General features: G+C 60.6%; 21 protein-coding genes. 11 read left to right on the top strand and 10 right to left on the bottom strand.

The genetic code is table 11. The features are described 5' to 3' along the window. Positions 1 to 13 precede the first annotated feature (13 nt). Complete coding sequence (locus FHT28_RS19765; protein WP_047638906.1) at positions 14 to 808, bottom strand: polysaccharide deacetylase family protein; 795 nt, start codon at positions 806 to 808, stop codon at positions 14 to 16. Positions 809 to 1,080: 272 nt separating this feature from the next. On the opposite strand from FHT28_RS19765, the gene FHT28_RS19760 reads away from it, so the two are divergent. Together FHT28_RS19760 and FHT28_RS19755 are read left to right on the top strand one after the other, a co-directional pair. Continuing rightward, a complete protein-coding gene (locus tag FHT28_RS19760) occupies positions 1,081 to 1,992 on the top strand; it encodes a DnaJ C-terminal domain-containing protein (protein ID WP_168597105.1) in 912 nt (303 codons plus the stop codon). 3 nt (positions 1,993 to 1,995) lie between these two features. Next, on the top strand, positions 1,996 to 2,328 hold the full coding sequence (locus tag FHT28_RS19755; RefSeq protein ID WP_037193718.1) for a chaperone modulator CbpM: 333 nt from the start codon (positions 1,996 to 1,998) through the stop codon (positions 2,326 to 2,328). 58 nt (positions 2,329 to 2,386) lie between these two features. Here the strand turns inward: FHT28_RS19755 and FHT28_RS19750 are convergent, their stop codons facing one another. Next, positions 2,387 to 2,776 (bottom strand): DUF930 domain-containing protein, encoded by a 390-nt coding sequence (locus FHT28_RS19750; protein ID WP_047638829.1) that lies wholly within the window; start codon positions 2,774 to 2,776, stop codon positions 2,387 to 2,389. A 287-nt stretch (positions 2,777 to 3,063) separates the two neighbouring features. Here FHT28_RS19750 and FHT28_RS19745 point away from each other — a divergent pair, with 287 nt between their 5' ends. The 4 genes from FHT28_RS19745 to FHT28_RS19730 all read left to right on the top strand — a co-directional run bounded on the left by FHT28_RS19745 (position 3,064) and on the right by FHT28_RS19730 (position 7,869). Next, entirely contained in the window at positions 3,064 to 5,157 is a 2,094-nt protein-coding gene (locus FHT28_RS19745) for a S9 family peptidase (RefSeq protein ID WP_047638830.1), read from the top strand. Between the two features lie 20 nt (positions 5,158 to 5,177). Next, positions 5,178 to 5,699: a DUF1697 domain-containing protein gene (locus tag FHT28_RS19740; RefSeq protein WP_168597104.1), complete on the top strand. Its 522-nt coding sequence runs from the start codon at positions 5,178 to 5,180 to the stop codon at positions 5,697 to 5,699. A 68-nt stretch (positions 5,700 to 5,767) separates the two neighbouring features. Then, positions 5,768 to 7,273: a protein adenylyltransferase SelO gene (locus FHT28_RS19735; protein WP_168597103.1), complete on the top strand. Its 1,506-nt coding sequence runs from the start codon at positions 5,768 to 5,770 to the stop codon at positions 7,271 to 7,273. Positions 7,274 to 7,344: 71 nt separating this feature from the next. Next, complete coding sequence (locus tag FHT28_RS19730; protein WP_168597102.1) at positions 7,345 to 7,869, top strand: hypothetical protein; 525 nt, start codon at positions 7,345 to 7,347, stop codon at positions 7,867 to 7,869. An 84-nt stretch (positions 7,870 to 7,953) separates the two neighbouring features. On the opposite strand, the gene bla is transcribed toward FHT28_RS19730, so the two are convergent. The 3 genes from bla to dmeR form a co-directional block, all read right to left on the bottom strand. Further along, positions 7,954 to 8,952, bottom strand: coding sequence for a class A beta-lactamase (bla, locus tag FHT28_RS19725; RefSeq protein ID WP_168597101.1), 999 nt, complete (start codon positions 8,950 to 8,952; stop codon positions 7,954 to 7,956). A gap of 84 nt (positions 8,953 to 9,036) precedes the next feature. Beyond that, a complete protein-coding gene (dmeF, locus tag FHT28_RS19720) occupies positions 9,037 to 9,981 on the bottom strand; it encodes a CDF family Co(II)/Ni(II) efflux transporter DmeF (RefSeq protein WP_168597100.1) in 945 nt (314 codons plus the stop codon). 34 nt (positions 9,982 to 10,015) lie between these two features. Beyond that, entirely contained in the window at positions 10,016 to 10,288 is a 273-nt protein-coding gene (gene dmeR / locus FHT28_RS19715) for a Ni(II)/Co(II)-sensing transcriptional repressor DmeR (RefSeq protein WP_168597099.1), read from the bottom strand. Between the two features lie 130 nt (positions 10,289 to 10,418). Here dmeR and FHT28_RS19710 point away from each other — a divergent pair, with 130 nt between their 5' ends. Continuing rightward, positions 10,419 to 10,832: a helix-turn-helix domain-containing protein gene (locus FHT28_RS19710; RefSeq protein WP_168597098.1), complete on the top strand. Its 414-nt coding sequence runs from the start codon at positions 10,419 to 10,421 to the stop codon at positions 10,830 to 10,832. Positions 10,833 to 11,032: 200 nt separating this feature from the next. Continuing rightward, positions 11,033 to 11,521: a GNAT family N-acetyltransferase gene (locus tag FHT28_RS19705; protein WP_037193702.1), complete on the top strand. Its 489-nt coding sequence runs from the start codon at positions 11,033 to 11,035 to the stop codon at positions 11,519 to 11,521. Positions 11,522 to 11,561: 40 nt separating this feature from the next. On the opposite strand, the gene FHT28_RS19700 is transcribed toward FHT28_RS19705, so the two are convergent. Beyond that, positions 11,562 to 12,188 (bottom strand): C39 family peptidase, encoded by a 627-nt coding sequence (locus FHT28_RS19700; RefSeq protein WP_348644999.1) that lies wholly within the window; start codon positions 12,186 to 12,188, stop codon positions 11,562 to 11,564. A 110-nt stretch (positions 12,189 to 12,298) separates the two neighbouring features. Here FHT28_RS19700 and FHT28_RS19695 point away from each other — a divergent pair, with 110 nt between their 5' ends. Further along, positions 12,299 to 13,078, top strand: a complete 780-nt coding sequence (locus tag FHT28_RS19695) for a class I SAM-dependent methyltransferase (protein WP_168597097.1) — start codon at positions 12,299 to 12,301, stop codon at positions 13,076 to 13,078. Positions 13,079 to 13,091: 13 nt separating this feature from the next. Here the strand turns inward: FHT28_RS19695 and FHT28_RS19690 are convergent, their stop codons facing one another. The 3 genes from FHT28_RS19690 to FHT28_RS19680 all read right to left on the bottom strand — a co-directional run bounded on the left by FHT28_RS19690 (position 13,092) and on the right by FHT28_RS19680 (position 15,354). Then, positions 13,092 to 14,006 carry a cytochrome c gene (locus tag FHT28_RS19690; RefSeq protein WP_168597096.1) on the bottom strand — a complete coding sequence of 305 codons (915 nt, stop codon included), beginning with the start codon at positions 14,004 to 14,006 and terminating at the stop codon, positions 13,092 to 13,094. Positions 14,007 to 14,108: 102 nt separating this feature from the next. Next, positions 14,109 to 14,552: a cytochrome c gene (locus FHT28_RS19685; RefSeq protein WP_037193697.1), complete on the bottom strand. Its 444-nt coding sequence runs from the start codon at positions 14,550 to 14,552 to the stop codon at positions 14,109 to 14,111. A gap of 166 nt (positions 14,553 to 14,718) precedes the next feature. After that, a complete protein-coding gene (locus tag FHT28_RS19680) occupies positions 14,719 to 15,354 on the bottom strand; it encodes a LysE family translocator (RefSeq protein ID WP_168597095.1) in 636 nt (211 codons plus the stop codon). A 128-nt stretch (positions 15,355 to 15,482) separates the two neighbouring features. Here FHT28_RS19680 and FHT28_RS19675 point away from each other — a divergent pair, with 128 nt between their 5' ends. After that, the gene (locus FHT28_RS19675; RefSeq protein ID WP_047559687.1) at positions 15,483 to 16,184 is read left to right on the top strand and encodes a YafY family protein; all 702 of its coding nucleotides are present in this window, start codon (positions 15,483 to 15,485) and stop codon (positions 16,182 to 16,184) included. Positions 16,185 to 16,297: 113 nt separating this feature from the next. Here the strand turns inward: FHT28_RS19675 and FHT28_RS19670 are convergent, their stop codons facing one another. Further along, the gene (locus tag FHT28_RS19670; RefSeq protein ID WP_037193691.1) at positions 16,298 to 17,080 is read right to left on the bottom strand and encodes an SDR family oxidoreductase; all 783 of its coding nucleotides are present in this window, start codon (positions 17,078 to 17,080) and stop codon (positions 16,298 to 16,300) included. A gap of 164 nt (positions 17,081 to 17,244) precedes the next feature. On the opposite strand from FHT28_RS19670, the gene FHT28_RS19665 reads away from it, so the two are divergent. Further along, entirely contained in the window at positions 17,245 to 18,141 is an 897-nt protein-coding gene (locus tag FHT28_RS19665) for an AraC family transcriptional regulator (protein WP_168597094.1), read from the top strand. Position 18,142: the final 1 nt, after the last annotated feature.

Here is an 18,142-nt window from a genome sequence, read left to right as displayed (position 1 = left end):
GAGGCTTACGCCATCAGTTCGTCGTGCCGTCGTCGCCCTTTTCGGGGATATCCTGCAGGCGGACGAACTGCACGCCCTTGGCCTTCAGCGCCAGGATGCTTGCCGCCACGCCCTCTCCCGCCGCATGCGTCGGTTGGTTGATGTGGGAAATGATGACATCGCCGTCCTTGGCGGAGGCATATTGCTTCTCCACCATCTTGGCCGGCAGCAGCGAGCCGCTGTCGCCGTTCACGGAATATCCGGCAACGCGATAGCCCATGCCCCGGATCTGCATAATGGCGGCGGGTGTATATTTCGCGGTCGCGCCACGGAACCAGCGCGGCTGCTGGATGCCGGCGGCAATCATGGCGTCGGCTCCGCCCTTCACTTCCTGAGCTACCGCCTGCGGCGATCCGGCAGCGGCTATGCCGTAGACCTTGGTCGGAACATCGACGGCCGGAATATGGTTCTGCCCATGATTTTCCAGCTCGAAAAGGTCGGGATGGGCGAGGAAGACGGCAAGCGAATCCGGATTGGTGCGCAGCCAGCGCGCGGTGACGAAGATCGTCGCCGGAATATGCTGATCGACCAGCGTGCTGAGAATGCGCGGATCGGTCTTGCCCATGCAGGCATCGAACGTCAGCGCGATGCGCGGCGCGCCCTTCCCTGCCCGATTGACGTGCAGATGCGGCTCGACGAGCTTGACGTTCGAGACAGGGGCCTTTGGTGGAAGCTCAGGCCAGCCGGCAGGCTGTTGCGTCGGCTGAGCGGCGAAGGCAACCGGAACGGCAGCGACAAGGAATGCGGACGTCAGCAAAAAACGGTTCATCGGGCAGCCACCGAGCGGATCGAGCAAATGAAATCTGGCGGAAGGGGCACGTGATTGCCATAGGTTTTCCGCCTCGGCGTTCGCCATCATCCGCCAACACGCCGGAAATATGGCAAGCCGACGGCAAACATGCCCATTTCGCATCACAAATGCCGTGACTCTGCAAAGCATCGAGGTCCGGGCTTCAACCTGGCCGCGTCTATGCTACGATTGATATGAGGCCGCTCTATCACTATCTGCCTATTTTTCCGTGCTCCCAAAGAGAGACATGCATGAGTCGCGATCCCTATGAAGTTCTGGGCGTAAAACGGGACGCCCCGCAAAAGGATATTCAAAACGCCTATCGCAAGCTTGCCAAAAAGCTGCATCCCGACCTCAACCCCGGCGACAAGCAAGCCGAGGACAAGTTCAAGGAGGTCTCGGCAGCCTATGGCATTGTAGGCGATGAGGAGAAGCGCGCGCGTTTCGATCGTGGCGAGATCGACAGCAGCGGCACCGAGCAGGCACCGCGCAACTACTACCGCGATTATGCCGCGAACGAAGGCCAGCGCGGTCCCTATCGGAATGCCGGAGGATTCGCCGATTTCGGCGATGCCGACGACATATTTTCCAACTTCTTCTCACGGCGCAGCCGAGGCCAATCCCAAATGCAGGGTCAAGATCGTCACTATTCGATGGAAGCCGACTTTCTTGATGCCATCAACGGCGCGAAGAAGCAGATCAGCTTGCCTGACGGGCCGGCGCTCGACGTTCAGATACCGCCGGGCACCCGCGACGGGCAGACCCTGCGCCTGAAGGGCAAGGGCGAACCCGGCATCAATGGCGGCAAGCCTGGAGATGCATTGATTGCGGTGCATGTCCGTCCGCACCGCTTCTACACCCGAGACGGCGACGATATCCGGCTGGAACTGCCGATTTCGCTAACCGAGGCGGTGCTCGGCAGCAAGATCCGGGTCCCAACACCCTCCGGTCCTGTCACCGTGACACTGCAGCCGAATTCCAATACCGGCAAGGTGCTGCGGCTGAAGGGCAAGGGCGCACCGGTGCGCGGCAAGGAAAACGGCGACGCCTACGTCACCCTGAAGGTAGTCCTTCCGGATGCGGCGGATCCCGAACTCACGCGTTTCGCCTCCGAATGGGAGGCCGGCAAGACGCAAGATCCCAGAAAGACCATGGGAGGATAGGCGATGGATGAGAGAGAGTTTCGACTGCACCTCGAAATCGAGACCACAGTTCTGGAAGTCTGGATCTCTGAGGGTTGGCTGGTGCCGGAAGTGACGGATCAGGGCCGGAATTTCCGCGAGGCGGACATCGCGCGCGGCCAGCTTATTCTCGACCTCAGCAATGCCATGGGCCTCAACCAGCCCGGCGTCGATGTCGTCATGGATCTGGTCGATCAGCTTCATAGCCTCAGGGCGACGCTGCGCGACCTGACGGATGCCGTCCGCCGGCAGCCTTCGGATGTGCAGGAACACATCCTGTCGGAACTCACGCGCGTGGACGTGCAAAAGCGGAGATAGAGCCTTCCAGCGGCTTCACAGCATCGCTGCGCAATTTTCCTGAAAATGCCTTGGGCGCTTAGTCGTAAAGATAGTGCTGCTGCCAGCTGTCGCGCGGCACCTTATCGCCGATCTGATAACTCAGGTCCCGAACATGAATGTGCTGCGGGCCGGTGACGCATACATACGAGAGATGATACCAGTCACCCTTGCTGCGGAAGACCGCGCCGGGCGCATTCATCGAATCCGGGTTCATCGCCGGGTCGCCGAACGTATAGGCAATCACCTTGTCGGGCTTGAAACCCGTCTTTTCCGTGCCAATCCGCTTCATGGCCTCCGCGTCGCATGCCTGCTCCATCCGCTCGGAAGGATCAAGCTTTTCCAACTCCTTCTTCATGGTCACATCAACAGCGAAGGCAGAGTTAGCGAAAGAAGCCAAAGGGATAAGGATGGCAAAGAGTTTCAGCATGATGACCGGTCCCTTGCATTTTTCCGAATTTGATTGCGTCCGCTCCCCTCGGGGAAGGCGGTTCAACCGCCCTTATGTCGACGCATTGTATGCCGACTTCGGTAAAGAATGTGGTCTCATCAAGGCAGCCCCCAATCGGTTCTCCCGCAAGCCGCCTGTTCGATCGAGACTAATATCGGCGACTTGCATGAAACTTGACGGGGCACTTGCCTATTGAACCTCATGCAGCCGCCCTCTATTTCTCTCTTCTCCTCGCATCCGACTTTCACACCAGAGAAAGCGCTCCCGTGTCAGTTTTCAAGAACCTTCCTACCCCGCCTGCCGCCCCGAAAAAAACCATTACGGATACGCGTCATGGCATCAGCCGCAGCGACGATTATGCATGGCTGCGCGCCGACAACTGGCAGGCAATGTTCAAGGATCCTTCGATCCTGGCCCCGGAAATCCGCACGCATCTGGAGGCCGAAAACGCCTACATGAATGCCGCGATGGCCGACACGAAGGAGCTGCAGAAGGTTCTCTTCGGCGAGATGAAGGGCCGCATCAAGGAGGACGACAGCTCGGTGCCGGTCAAGGACGGCCCCTACGCTTACGGGACGCTCTTCGTCACCGGCGGCGAGCAGCCGCATTATTTCCGCGAGGCCCGCGACGGCGGCGACCGCAAGCTTTTATTGAACGGCGACAAGGAGAATGAGGGGAAGTCCTATTTTCGCCTTTCAGGCCTCGATCACTCCACCGATCATAGCCGCGGCATCTGGGGATATGACGACAAGGGCTCTGAATATTTCACGCTGAAGGTCCGCGATCTCGAGACCGGCGAGGACCTTGCCGACGTGCTCGAAAACACCGGCGGCGGCGGCGTCTGGGCGCCCGACGGCAAGAGCTTCTTCTACACGCTGCAGGACGAGAACCATCGCCCTTCCAAGATCTTCCATCACATCGTCGGCACGCCGCAATCGCAGGACCGGCTCGTCTATGAAGAAGAAGACGCAGGCTTCTTCATGGGCGTCGGCGGCTCTCTGCTTGATGATTACATCTTTATCGATATCCACGATCACGAGACCAGCGAATACCGCATCATCCCGACCTCCGACCTCACCGCAGAGCCGAAGCTGGTGGCGGAGCGCGAGACGGGGATCGAATATGAGATGACGGAAGGCGGCGACGTCTTCTACATCCTGACCAATGACGGCGACGCCAAGGATTTCAAGATCATGGAGACGCCGGCCGACAAACCGGGCAAGGAAAACTGGCGCGAAGTGGTGGCCCACAAGCCGGGCACGCTGATCCTCAACCATATGGCCTATGCCCGACACCTCATCTGGCTGGAGCGCAAGGACGGCCTGCCGCGCATCATCATCCGCGACCGCCACAGCGGCGAGGAACATTCGATTGCCTTCGAAGAGGAAGCCTATTCGCTCGGCCTGCAGGGGGCCGCGGAATACGATACGGATGTCATCCGCTTCTCCTATTCCTCGATGACGACGCCGAGCCAGCTCTACGACTACAATATGGTGACGCGCGAGCGCACCCTGCTGAAGACGCAGGAGGTGCCCTCTGGCCACAATCCGGCCGACTACGTCACCCGCCGCGTCTTCGCGCCCGCCTGGGACGGCGAGCAGGTGCCGGTAACCCTGCTTTATCGCAAGGACACGCCGCTCGACGGTTCCGCGCCATGCCTGCTCTATGGCTATGGCGCCTATGGCATCGCCATTCCCGCCGGTTTCAACACCAATTGCCTGTCACTCGCAGATCGCGGCTTCGTCTACGCCATCGCCCATATCCGCGGCGGCAAGGACAAGGGTTTTTCGTGGTACGAAGACGGCAAGATGGAGAAGAAGACCAATACGTTCAGGGACTTCATCGCCGCGGCCGACTATTTGAATGAGCAGAAGTTCACCTCTTACGCGAAGATCATCGCCGAAGGCGGATCGGCCGGCGGCATGCTGATGGGCGCTGTCGCCAACATGGCACCGGAGAAATTCGCGGGCATCATCGCCGCCGTCCCCTTCGTCGACGTGCTCAACACCATGCTCGACGACACCCTGCCTTTGACGCCGCCGGAATGGCCGGAATGGGGCAATCCGATCGACAGCAAAGAAGAGTACGAGCAGATCGCCGCCTACAGCCCCTATGACAATGTCGGGGAAAAGCCCTATCCGCCCATCCTCGCGCTCGGCGGCCTCACCGACCCCCGCGTCACCTATTGGGAACCGGCAAAATGGGTCGCCAAGCTGCGCGACAAGACGACAGGCGACGCGCCGATCCTCTTGAAGACGAACATGGATGCCGGCCACGGTGGCGCGTCCGGACGCTTCCAGCGCCTGGAGGAAGTGGCTTTCGAATATTCCTTCGCCATCAAGGTAGCGGACAGGATGTAGGCGGAAGCCGGGAGGAGAGAATGACCGTCTTTGTCGCCCTGCTGCGTGCCGTCAATGTCGGCGGCACCGGCACATTGTCGATGGCGGAGCTGAAGGCGCTCTGTGAGGAAATCGGCTTCACGGACGTGAAGACCTATATCCAGAGCGGCAATGTGCTCTTTCGCTCCGAAGAGGATGAGGCCAAGGTGCAGGTCCGCTTGGAGGAGGCGTTGGCCCGCAAGATGGGCAAATCGCCCGGGGTGATCCTGCGCAGCCGTCAGGCTTTGGAAGCTGCGGCGGAAGGCTCGCCCTTCCCGCATGCCAAGCCGAACTATCTGCTCATCACCTTCCTTCCGGAGGCGGCGCCAAAGGATGCTCTGGACAAGCTCGTCGCGCCGGGCGGGGAAGAAGTGCAGGTTGCCGGCAAGGAAATCTATGTCCACTATCCCGACGGCTCGGGGCGCTCGAAGCTAAAGCTGCCTACGCTCAAGGCAGGTACTTCGAGAAATCTCAATACGGTTAGGAAGTTGGCGGAGATGGCCCGAGAGCTGGAAGAGGGCTAGGGACGGATATCTTCCTACCAGAAACAAGCGCCTTGCACGCCCTCCTCGTCAGCCCTACCTTTAAAGGCATGAGCTCTTCCCTTTCCGAAACACAGGCGCATCAGGCACCTAGCATTCCGTTCGACAACAGCTATGCGCGCCTGCCGCCGCAATTCCTGGCGGATCAGGCGCCGACACCTGTTGCCGCGCCGCGGCTGATCAAGTTCAATGAGGCACTGGCACGGGAACTCGGGCTAGACGTGGACGCGCTGGAACGCAACGGCGCGGCGATCTTTTCCGGAAACGAGCTCCTGCCGGGGTCGCAGCCGATCGCGATGGCCTATGCCGGCCACCAGTTCGGCAATTTCGTGCCGCAGCTTGGCGACGGTCGTGCGATCCTTCTTGGCGAAGTGAAGGATCGCAACGGCAGACGTCGCGACATTCAGCTCAAGGGTTCTGGTCCGACGCCGTTTTCGCGGCGCGGTGATGGCCGTGCCGCGCTTGGCCCTGTTCTGCGCGAATATGTCGTCAGCGAAGCCATGCATGCGCTGGGCATTCCGACGACTCGGGCGCTTGCGGCGGTGACCACCGGAGAGCCGGTCTACCGCGAGGAAGTGCTGCCCGGCGCGATCTTCACGCGTGTTGCGGCAAGCCATATCCGTGTCGGCACCTTCCAGTTCTTCGCCGCCCGCGGCGATACGGACAGCCTGCGGACACTGGCAGATCACGTCATTGCCCGGCACTATCCCGAGATCAGAGACCGAACGAACCCCTATCTCGCGCTGCTGGAGGCCGTGGCCGAGCGGCAGGCAGCGCTGATCGCGCGCTGGCTGCACGTCGGCTTCATCCATGGCGTGATGAACACCGACAACATGACCGTATCAGGCGAGACGATCGATTTCGGCCCTTGCGCCTTCATGGATGCCTATGATCCGGCGACCGTCTTTTCATCGATCGACCGCAATGGCCGCTATGCCTATGCCAACCAGCCGGCAATCGGTCAGTGGAACCTCGCTCGCCTCGGCGAAACGCTGATTCCCCTGATCGACCCATCCGTCGATACGGCGATCGACCTGGCGAACACTGTTATCAAAGCCTATGGCGAGCGCTTCCAGGCCTATTGGCTCTCCGGCATGCGTGCCAAGATCGGCCTGGCAAACGAGGAAGACGGCGATCTCGACTTGATCCAATCGCTACTGGCGACGATGCAAGAGCAGAGCGCGGATTTCACGCTCGCTTTCCGCCGCCTTGCGACCCTCGCCGCGGATGAAGATGTCACGGATTTCGCCGCCACCTTCCAGGATCCGCAATCCATCGCGCCGTGGCTTCAACGCTGGCGCGAGCGCCTTGGCCGCGATCCCCGGACGGCAGCAGCGCGCGGCCAAGCGATGCGAAAGGTCAATCCGGCCTTCATTCCGCGCAACCACCGAATCGAGCAGGCGATCCAGGCGGCAGTGGAGGACGACGATTTCTCCCTGTTCGAAGCGCTGCTGAAGGTGCTCGCTAAACCCTATGAGGACCAGCCTGCCTTTGCGCCTTATGCCGAGCCGCCATTGCCGGCGGAACGGGTGCTGCAGACCTTCTGCGGCACCTGACAAGGCCCGCCGCTTAAGCTCCGGACAGGCTTGCGGAGTCATCGTCCGTCAACCCATAGGGAGATATGACGATGAAAGTGCATCACGGCACCCAGAATTATTTCAGCACCCCGATACGCAGCCAGCAGGATGCTGACTCCGACGGCAGTTCACCCTTTACCTTGCCCGACGATAGCAGCGAGCAGGAAACGCAGGCACCGTCCATCGCATCCGGCGGCGTCCCCTCCTCCATTTCATCCGGCTTATGGCTCAGCCAGATCGGTTCGACGTCGTCCTCGGCGACCGACGGTAGCCCCGGTGGAGACAGCACCGGTACCACAAGTAACAGCAGCTCTACCTCATTGAGCGAGCAGCCCAGCCAGGACATTCTGGACGAATTTACCAAATGGGCGAACATGTCGCCGGCGGAAAAGATCCGGGCGCAATATCTGGAAGAGAACAATCTGACGGAAGATTCCTTGAAGGCCCTGCCTTCCGCTGAGCAGAAGGCCATCAACGACCAGATCGCAGCCGAGATCAAGCAGAAGCTCGGCACCGACGAGAATGACGCAGACAAGGAAACGGACAGCGCCTCCGCCGCATTATCCATCGCCTGAACATGTTGCGAAACCACATGAAGACGATGGGATCCTGATTCACGTCACGATCGTATCATATTGTTTTGTCTGCGATATTTCCTGCTATTGCCCCACCATTCCGGTGACGATCTTGCCGACGTCGGCGAAGACGGCCTCGATATCCTTCGCAGGCGCGGTCCCCTCGGCGACGAAAGTCGTCACCAGGATCGGGCCACGATCCGGCGGCCAGACGACGGCGATATCGGAAAAGGAGCCGTTGTTGCCGGTGCCGGTCTTGTCGCCGACCTTCCACTCCTTCGGCAAGCCGGCGCGCAGGCGATTATCGCCGGTGGTGTTGCCGACCAACCAGTTGATCAGTTGATCGCGCGATGTTTCGGATAGCGTATTGCCGAGTGTCAGGAGCCCGATGGAATCCAGCATCGCATCCGGTGTCGTCGTATCGCGCGGATCGTCCTTGATCGCCTGGTTGACGTCAGGCTCGTTGCGGTCAAGTCGGGTTTCCGTGTCACCGGTGCTACGCAGCCAGGATGTCAACGCCGCAGGACCGCCGAAGCTCTGGAGCAGTAGATTGCCGGCGGTGTTGTCGCTCAAGGTGATCGCGGCGCCGCAGAGTTCGGCGATGGTCATGCCATCGGTGCCGGCATGCTTTTCGGTTTCCGGCGAATAAGTCACCACGACGTCCTTGCCGTAGGTGACGCGACGGTCGAGCTTTTCGACACCCTGATCGACCCGAGTCAGCACGAAGCCGACGGCGAGCGCCTTGTAGGTGCTGCACAGGGGGAACCGCTCTTCCTCGCGATAGCCGAGGGAAATGTTGGTTTCCGTATCCAGCACAGAGACGCCGAGCCGGCCGCCGGTCTTCTTTTCCAGATCCGCCAGCTGCTTGTCGACGTCGTCAGTCAGCTGCGAATTGCCCTGCGCGCCATTATCGCTGTCCATGCCCTGCCCGCTGTCGGGCGTCGCGGAATCGCCTTGGGCGGCGGGCGCCTGTGGCGAGGTGCCGGCATCCTGCGCGAAGAGTGCATTCGCACCGAATGTCAGTGCGGGCAGGAACAGCGCCGAGCCAGCCACGAGGCGGCGGCGGGTAAGCAATATGGGCATGCGAAAGCCTCCAGCGGAATCGGCAGATTTTGGGCTATGCGAGGAATATGGCAAGCCTCCGACCGGCCCGATTGCTACCGGATTCTATGCTGCCTTGTCGACAGTCACTTCAACGGTAACGTGGGAAAGCTCATGAATATCGGCAAGCCGAGCCTTGTAGAAGGCCGGATCGCGCGACACGGGCGTTGCCACCGCGACGATCGCCGCATGATGTCCAGGCCCAACCTGCCAGACGTGAAGATCGGTGATGCGATCCTCGCCCGTTTCGATCGCTTCGCGAATCTCGTCCGGCAAGTCTTCGCCGGGCGGAATGAAATCGAGCAGAATGGCGCCGGATGCGCGCAGCAGGCTCCACGACCATTGCAGGATCACCAGGCCGCCGACGATACCCATCAGCGGATCGAGGAAGGTCCAGCCGAACCGGCTGCCGAGCGACAGGGCAATGATGGCAAAAACGGATGTCATCGCATCGGCAATCACATGGACATAGGCCGAACGCAGATTGTTGTCCTTGCCGCCATGGGCGTGACCGTGGTCGTGATGATGGTCATGGGAGTGGCCATGGTGATGATGATCGGGATCCTCGCGCAAGAGCCATGCGCTGACGATATTGACGACGAGGCCGACCGCCGCGATGGCGATCGCCTCGCGGAAATTGATGGCCACCGGATTAAAGAGCCGCAGCAGGCTCTCCCAACCCATCAGCAGCGCGATCACTGCAAGTACGATGGCGCTGGCGAACCCGGCGAGATCGCCGAGCTTGCCCGTGCCGAAGGTAAACCGGGCATTATGCACATGCCGGCGGGCGTAGAGATAGGCAAGCGCCGAAATCAGCATGGCGCTGGCATGCGTCGACATATGCCAGCCATCGGCCATCAGCGCCATGGAACCGTAGACCGAGCCGGCACCGATCTCGACCACCATCATAACAGCCGTCAGCGCGATGACGAGCCAGATGCGACGCTCATTGCGCTGATGATCCGAGCCGAGAAAGACGTGGCTGTGGCCAGCATCCGAGGAAACACTCATGACATCATTCTCCTTGAACGTCCCGAAGCCCTGATCAGCGCAGATAGGTCTTGAGCACATCGGACATTTCATCGACCGCCTGACGGCGGGCTTGCTCGTCCTCGGCATTGAGCACATGCTCATGCAGATGATCTTCCAGAATTTCGCCGGTCAGTCCCGTCAGGGCGCCGCGGATGGAGGCTAGGAGCTGCAGCAGCTCTCCGCACGGCCGCTCGGCCTCGAGCGCGCGTTCCACCGCTTCCATCTGGCCCTTGAGACGGCGGACGCGAGACAGGAGCTTGGCTTGCTGGCGAATGGTATGGGACATCCGAATCTCAATGTTTAATATAGGGGGGTATACTATTATTGATGCCGCAACGGAAGCCTTGTCCCTTGCAAATCCCCTGAACGCTCGCATATATATTGCTCTAGAGACTAGAGGTATCGGAGATCATGCCATGTTATCGATCGGCGACTTGTCCAAGCGTACCGGCGTCAAGGTGCCGACCATCCGCTACTACGAGCAGATGGGATTGGTATCGGAACCCGACCGCAGCGAGGGCAACCAGCGGCGTTACTCCAAGACCGATCTGGAGCGCCTGGCCTTCATACGCCACGGCCGGGATCTTGGCTTGACAATCGACGCGATCAAGGAGCTGATCTCGCTCAGCCAGCATCCGGACCGCCCCTGCGTTGGGGCTGACCGCATCGCTCGCGAACATCTGGACGATGTGCGCACCAAGATCGCGCAGCTGAAGAGGCTGGAGCACGAGCTCGAGCGTATCGTGTCGCATTGCGACGGCCACAGCATCGAAGACTGCTATGTGATCCGGGCACTGTCGGACCACGGACTATGCGAAGCGGAGCATTGAGGCGCCCCATTGACAAATACGCTGAACCGGATCATCTATGCGCCCATGATCAAGCACGCGCTCCATAATCGCTCGTATTTTTGGCTGTACCTGTAAGGGGCGGCCAAGACAGATCATTTTGTCAACAAGCCGCCGTCAGGCGGCTTTGTTGTATCGGCAGCGTCCTGACGGCTCATTGAAAAAACAAGGACGCAAATGCCATGCTAGACGATAGCGACATCTCACTACTCCGCCCGCCTGTTCTGACCATCCGCAATGCGCACCCGCGCGACCTGCCGGAGCTGAACGACATGATCCGGCTGCTGGCCGCCCATCACGGCGACCCTTCCGGCGCGACACCCGAGCAGCTCGAGCGCGATCTTTTCGGCCCGATGCCCTGGATCACGGCGCTGGTGGCCGAAGGCGAGAACGGGCTGATCGGCTACGCCATCCTCGTGCCGCTCTACAAGGCGCAGGAAGGACAGCGGGGCATGGACCTGCATCATCTCTTCGTGCGTGACGGCCATCGCGGCCACGGCATCGGGCAGCATCTCGTCGACCGCGCCCGCGAAGTGGCCCGCAAATCCGGCTGCAGCTTCCTTTCTGTGGGAGCCGCGACAGGCAATGTTCAGGCGCACCGCTTCTATGAAAACATGGATTTCAAGCCGCGTCCGGTCACCGGCATGCGCTATCTGCAGGCTTTGGCCTGATGCCGGCCTTTACAGGGATTGCCGTCGACTGCTCCAAGCTTTAGTGATCGATGGCGATCCCGCGGCCCGCAAAAAACTTCTCGAATACCTCCAGTGACATCTCCGCGTTCTCACGCGTCGCATCGACGTGACCGGACGGATTGTGGAAGCGGATCCTGCTTCCATCGATGGCCGTCACCAGCACCAGATGGCCGCCCTTTGCCGGCGGCTCGGTCTCGGACCAGCGGATCGAGTGATGCACTGACGCGATGAAGAACTCCGATTGCCCGAGGATATCGGCAATGTCAGCGGTGGAAATCCCGGTGACGACCCTGGCATTCAGATCGAAGCGCTCCCTGACGAAGGGAACGAAGGGCGCATAGATCAGTCCCTTGATCCTGCCGTCCGGCTCCTCGACATAGCCGCCATGCTCCTTGCATCCCATCGCCAGATCCATGAGTGGAACTGTTTTGCCGGTGCGTGCGGCAAGCACCATCTTCAGGCAGGCCATACCGCAGAGATTGCCGGCCCAGCGGGCATAATCTTCGACGCTGCTTGCGCCGGAAGACGCCCAGAGCGGGTCCCTCAGCAAAGCCACCTGCGCGCCCTCGGCCACGACAGCCAGCGTCATGTCAGGCGTTTCCCATTGGCTGAAATAGGGAACTTGATGCGCCACCCTTGCGTCCACGACTGCTCTCTCCCGTTGCCGAATCCCGCGCTATTGCCGCTATAAGCTTTATCGCAAATGCGCTAGAAAAATGGCCACCGGCTTCGATTTGCAACTAGAGGGAGTGTGCCTTGGAACAGCGGTTCACATTCGATGGTGTCGCCAAGCTCTACAACAATGCCCGCCCCCTCTATCCCGAAGAGCTTTTCGACGACGTGATCGCCTTCGCCGGCATCAGCGACACGGACAAGCTCCTTGAAATCGGCTGCGGCACGGGACAGGCGACGCAAGGATTTGCACGCCGAGGCCTTTCCATTCTCGCGCTCGATCCGGGCGAGGAATTGATCGCGGTTGCAAGGAAAGGTCTTAAGGAATTTGCCAAGGTTCGCTTTGTGCAGACCACCTTCGAGGCTTGGCCGGGCGAAGTGGGAGCGTTCAAGCTGATCGCTGCGGCACAATCCTTCCATTGGGTTTCGCCTGAGTTGCGCTTCGCCAAGACCGCTGCCCAGCTTGCACCGGATGGAACCCTGGCAGTTTTCGGCAATGTTCCAATGCCGCCCGAGCCACCATTCGCGGAAAAATTCGCCGATATCCATGCCCGCCATGCACCTCAACTCTCCGGGCCTCCGGCAGAGGCATGGTATCTGCCGGACGGTCCATTCGCGGAATTGCTGCGCCAATCCGAATATTTCGAAGCGCCGGCACAGCATTGCTATCGCTGGAGCCGGAAGCATACCGCGCAAAGCTATACCGCCCTGCTGCGTACGCTTTCCGGCTATCGGCTTTTACCGCGGAAGGAACTGGAAGCGCTTCTTTCCGCCATTGCCGATGCCATCAATGCCAATGGCGGCGCATTCGAGCTGCGATACGAAACGCATCTTTATCTCGCCCGGCGCTCAGATGCGGTCTAACAAACCCTTCGCCTCACCGCGACGGCAATGCCTTCAAATAGGCAGCGATTGCCTCGCGATCGGCGGCCGGCAGATGCGCGATATTCTGCTGCACTTCGGCCATGGAGCCGCCGGCGGAATCATACTCGGGCGTGAAGCCGGTTTCGAGATAGTTGGCGATATCGCCGGCGCTCCAGCTGCCGATCTTCTTGGAACCCGGTGTTATGTCGGGAATCTGCCCCTTGCCTTCCGGATTGGGGGCTCCGGCCAGCCATTGGCCGCTCAAGAAGCCGCCGAGAGCATCGCGCGGGGTGTGACACTCGCCGCAATGGCCCGGGCCCTCCACCAGATACTGGCCGCGTTTGACCTTCTCGTCCGCATTGGCAAGCACGACGCGCGGCTGGTCGTTGAGATAGAGGAATTTCCAGGCGCCGAGCGCCAGCCGGATGTTGAAGGGAAACGGCAGTTCATGCGGCGGGGCAACATTGCTGCTCTTCGGCAGCGTCTTCAGGAAGGCCCAGAGATCGTTGATGTCCTTGTCGCTCATGCGGGTATAGGAGCCGTACGGGAAGGACGGGTAGAGATGCTCGCCGTTTTTGCCGACACCCCGCTTCATGGCATTGCCGAAATCGGCCAGCGTCCAGCTGCCGAGCCCGGCCTTTTCATCCGGCGAGATGTTCGGCACATGGAAGGTGCCGAAAGGACTGGTGAGCGCCAGGCCGCCTGACAGCACCAGCTTCGCGTCCCCTTGAGCACCGGACGCGGCATGACAGCTCGTGCAGCCACCGGCCCAGAACACCATCTCGCCGTTCTTGACATCGGGATCGCCGAGGTTGGCCCAATGGCTCGCCGGCAAGGGCGACGGCGCGGTCACGACATAGAACGCGCCACAGCCAAGAACGATCACGCCGACAAGGCAAAGCAGCCACCGGACAAACCGCGCCATCACATCTACCCCTTTATCTCGGCTTTAAAACCATAAGGCATCCGCATCGGCGGCGAGGCCGATGCGGATGCCGAAACCAATTTTCAGACGAGGCCGACCTACCGCTTAGTCTTTCTTGATGCGGTAGGCCTGATGACAGGCGCCGCAGCTGCCGCCCAAGGTCTTCAGCGTTCCGCCGACGCCGGCCTGGTCAGCCGGGAGCTGGGCGAGCGCGGTCTCTGCATCGGTGGAGAGCTTTGCGGCCTTCGCCTTGAAGTCATCGAGATTGTCCCAGATCTTCGGATTGACCTCGGCATCGGTCTTATCGCTCTGCGGATTGAACTGATCCGGAAACGCCTTCGCGGTTTCGGCGATCGTCGACAGCGAGGCCTTGACGATGTCGGCATCATAGGGCTTGTCGCCCTTGGCAATCGCTCCGAGAGCGCCCGTCGCACCGCCGATCTTCTTCATCATCCCGATGCGGGAATCATGCGTGCCGTCGGCTGCGACGACCGAACCCAGGGCGATGCCGGCCAAAGCCGTTGCCGCCACAATCGCTTTCCACTTCATTTTGTTCTCCTACCTCTCACTAGCCACAAAGACCGCGTGCGCGGCCGGCGCATGGTCACGGGTGACATGTTTGCCGGTTTCCGCTCCGGCAATGAAGTCACAAAGTGGTGAGAACCTAGCAAAATCAGTGTCATGTTCCCGACACACGGGCTGCGCCATCCCCAAGTCAGGCCATCCTGAGCCCTTCCCAGACGGTGAACGCCGAGACCGCGACAAGCAGCAACCCGGCGGCGCGGCCGGCAAAGGCAGTCGCGCGGGGATTGGCGACCAGCAGATTACGGCTACGCCCGGCGGTGACGGCAAGCCCGCCATAGATGGCAAATTGCGTTACTATGGTCATGGCTCCCATGATGACGGCCTGTATCCACATCGGCCCGTAATCCGGTTTCAGAAACTGCGGATACACGGCAAAGATGAAGAGATAGGCCTTCGGATTGATCAGGCAGGTCACCGCTCCCTGGCGGAAAGCCTTCCAGGCGGAGCGACTGCCGGCCGGCCCTTCCTGCCCGACGGTGATGGAACTGCGCATGAGCGTGACCCCGATGAAAGCCATATAGGCGCCACCGGCAATGAGCAGTGGGTTGAAAAGAATGGGCACGAAATGCATCAGCAGACCGATACCGAGAGCGCCGTTCAGCGAATGCACCACGCCGCCGAGCATGATGCCGCCGGTGGCGGCCAATCCGCGATTGCTGCCGCCGTTCAATGAATTGGCAAGGACGAACAGCATATCCATGCCCGGTACGATGATGATACCGACGAGAAGAAGAAAGAAGAGCCAGAGATTTTCCGCGTAACCCATGTCAGTTGCCTATCCTCCCCTGCACGAATCCAGCAGAGGAAATTGTTGATTTTCAATTCGATAGACAGCCTTATAGATCGGACCAACTGACGGGGTGTTGTCAGTAGTCTTCAGGTTGAGAGGATGAAATGCGCAAGGCATCGCGCCTGTTCGAGATCATTCAGATCCTGCGGCTGGCCAAAAGGACGGTGACGGCCGCCGATATTGCGGAGCGGCTGGAGGTGACCGTTCGCTCGGTCTATCGCGATATCGCCGCGCTGCAGGCGATGCGGGTGCCGATCGAGGGCGAGCGCGGCATCGGCTATATCCTGCGTCCCGGCTTCGACCTGCCGCCGCTGATGTTTTCGATCGAGGAAATGGAGGCGATCGTCTTGTCGCTGGCGCTGCTGGAACGCACCGGCGACGATGAGTTGAAGCAGGCGGCCAAGCGGGTGAGCGCCAAGATTGCCGGCGCCGTGCCGCCGCCCCTGCGCCAGACCATCGACGCCAACGCGCTGCATGCCTGGGGTTTTGCCGCGCCATCGGCCTCGGCCACCGATCTGGCGCTGGTACGCCGCGCCATTCGTGACGAGGAGAAGCTGGATCTCGCCTATCGCGACGAACTGGGCCGCGCGACCGAGCGCATCATCCGCCCGATTGCGCTGATCTATTATGCCGAAACCGCCAACATCGTCGCATGGTGCGAGCTGCGCCAGGCGATCCGCAACTTCCGCAGCGATAGAATCGAGAGCTGCGAGGCGACCGGACGATCGTTCAAGGGCGAAGGAGACGCGTTGCGGCAGATGTGGGTGAATGGCTGGCAGGTGAATGCACAAGCTGCCGCGCCCTGAGCGACTGCGGAGGCTCAGGACCATGCCCGAATGGCGTGGCCCCGAAAACTCGTCTCATCGAAGATTGGTCCTAAATACGACGCCAAAAAGGACAGCAAGTCCGTATATCTAATTCAAACCACCATGCCGCCGGAGACCTCTATGCGCTGGCCATTGACCCAACGATTGTCCTCCGACAGCAGCGAGGCGATCATCGGGCCGATGTCGTCGGGCAGGCCGGCCCGGCCGAGTGCCGTCATCGACGCAACCATCTTGTTGACTTCGGGATTGTCGCGAACGATGCCGCCGCTGAAATCTGTTTGGATCGCACCCGGCGCCACCGTATTGACGGCGATGCCACGAGAACCAAGCTCCTTGGCGAGATATCGCGTGAGAACTTCAACCGCGCCCTTCATCGCTGCATAGGCCGACGAGCCCGGGTTGCTGAAGCGGGCAAGGCCGGAGGAAATGTTGACGATGCGGCCGCCATCCTGAATGAGCGGCAGCAGCTTCTGGGTCAGAAAATAGACGCCCTTGAAATGAACGTTGTAGAGCTTGTCGAACTCGGCTTCCGTCGTTTCCGCAAAGGATGCGTGATAGGACGTGCCGGCATTGTTGACGAGAAAATCGAAACGGTCCCGCCCCCAGGTCTGGCGCAGCGCATGGCCGATGGCCGCGATGAAATCATCGAACGTGGCGACGCTTCCAGCATCGAGCCGCAGCGCCACGGCCTTCTGTCCAAGTGCCTCGATCTCGGCCACGGCGCTGTCGGCTTCCGCCTTCTTTGAGTTGTAGGTCAGGATGACATCGACGCCACGGCGGGCGAGATGAATGGCCGTGTTTCGGCCGAGACCACGGCTGCCGCCTGTGATGATTGCGATCTTTGCCTTTGATTTATCGATATTTTCAGTCGTCATTTGCCATACTCCAGAGAATGCTTGATGACGGAAGTCTACGCCCGTCGAGCCATTTCCTTGAATGCCGGAACTCTCGAATTTCTTGCCTATTCCTCCAACTACCTTGTCGACCGATGTCACACTGCTATGATGACGACATCGGCACCCTGCCCTGGAGACCATCGATGTCATCCGCTCTCAAAGACGCACTCACACAATTCATCGAAGCCAGCCCCGACGGCGACAACGGGATATTTCCGACCGGCATCGATGGCCTGCACATCATGCGCTCGACGGAGCTGAAGATGCCGCATGCGATGATCTACAGGCCGGCGCTCTGTGTGATCGTCCAGGGTGCCAAGCAATTGATGTTGCATGACAGGGTGATCGACTATGCCGAGATGCAGGCGCTGATCATCAGCATCGAGCTGCCCGCATCCGGCCGGGTGATCGAGGCAAGCCCGGAGAAGCCCTATATCGCCATCTCCCTCGAATTCGATGTCGGCATGATGCGCGAGGTGATGGAGCAGCTCGACACGCCGCCGAAGCCGGCCGGCAGTGCCCGTCTCGGCATCTTCGTCGAGGATCTCAGCCAGCCGCTTGCCGATTGCCTGGCGCGATTGACCAGGCTGCTCGCGACCCCAAAGGCCATTCCGGTGCTCTATCCGGCGATTATGCGAGAAATCTGCTTCTGGCTGCTCACCGGACCCAACGGCGGCGAGGTCTGCAAGCTGGTGCTGCCCGACGGCCAGACCCGCCGCATTGCCGACGCCATCCGCCTGCTGCGCGACAATTTCGCCGAGCCGGTGCGCATCGAGCAACTTGCCGCCGCCGCGCGCATGAGCCCCTCCTCGTTCCATCAGCATTTCAAGACGCTGACCTCGATGACGCCGCTGCAGTATCAGAAACAGATGCGGCTGCTCGAAGCCCGACGGCTGATGGTCGCCGGCCACGCCAATGTGGAGAGCGCCGCCTACCGGGTCGGCTACGAAAGCGCCTCGCAATTCAGCCGCGAATATACCCGCATGTTCGGCACACCGCCGAAGCGGGATGTGGCAGAGATGCGGATGGCGGCGGAGTGAG

It is taken from the genome of Rhizobium sp. SG570 (assembly GCF_012275345.1).
GTDB lineage: Bacteria > Pseudomonadota > Alphaproteobacteria > Rhizobiales > Rhizobiaceae > Rhizobium > Rhizobium lusitanum.
The sequence above is the reverse complement of the archived record's forward strand: the minus strand, read 5'-3'. Positions and strand labels throughout refer to the sequence as shown.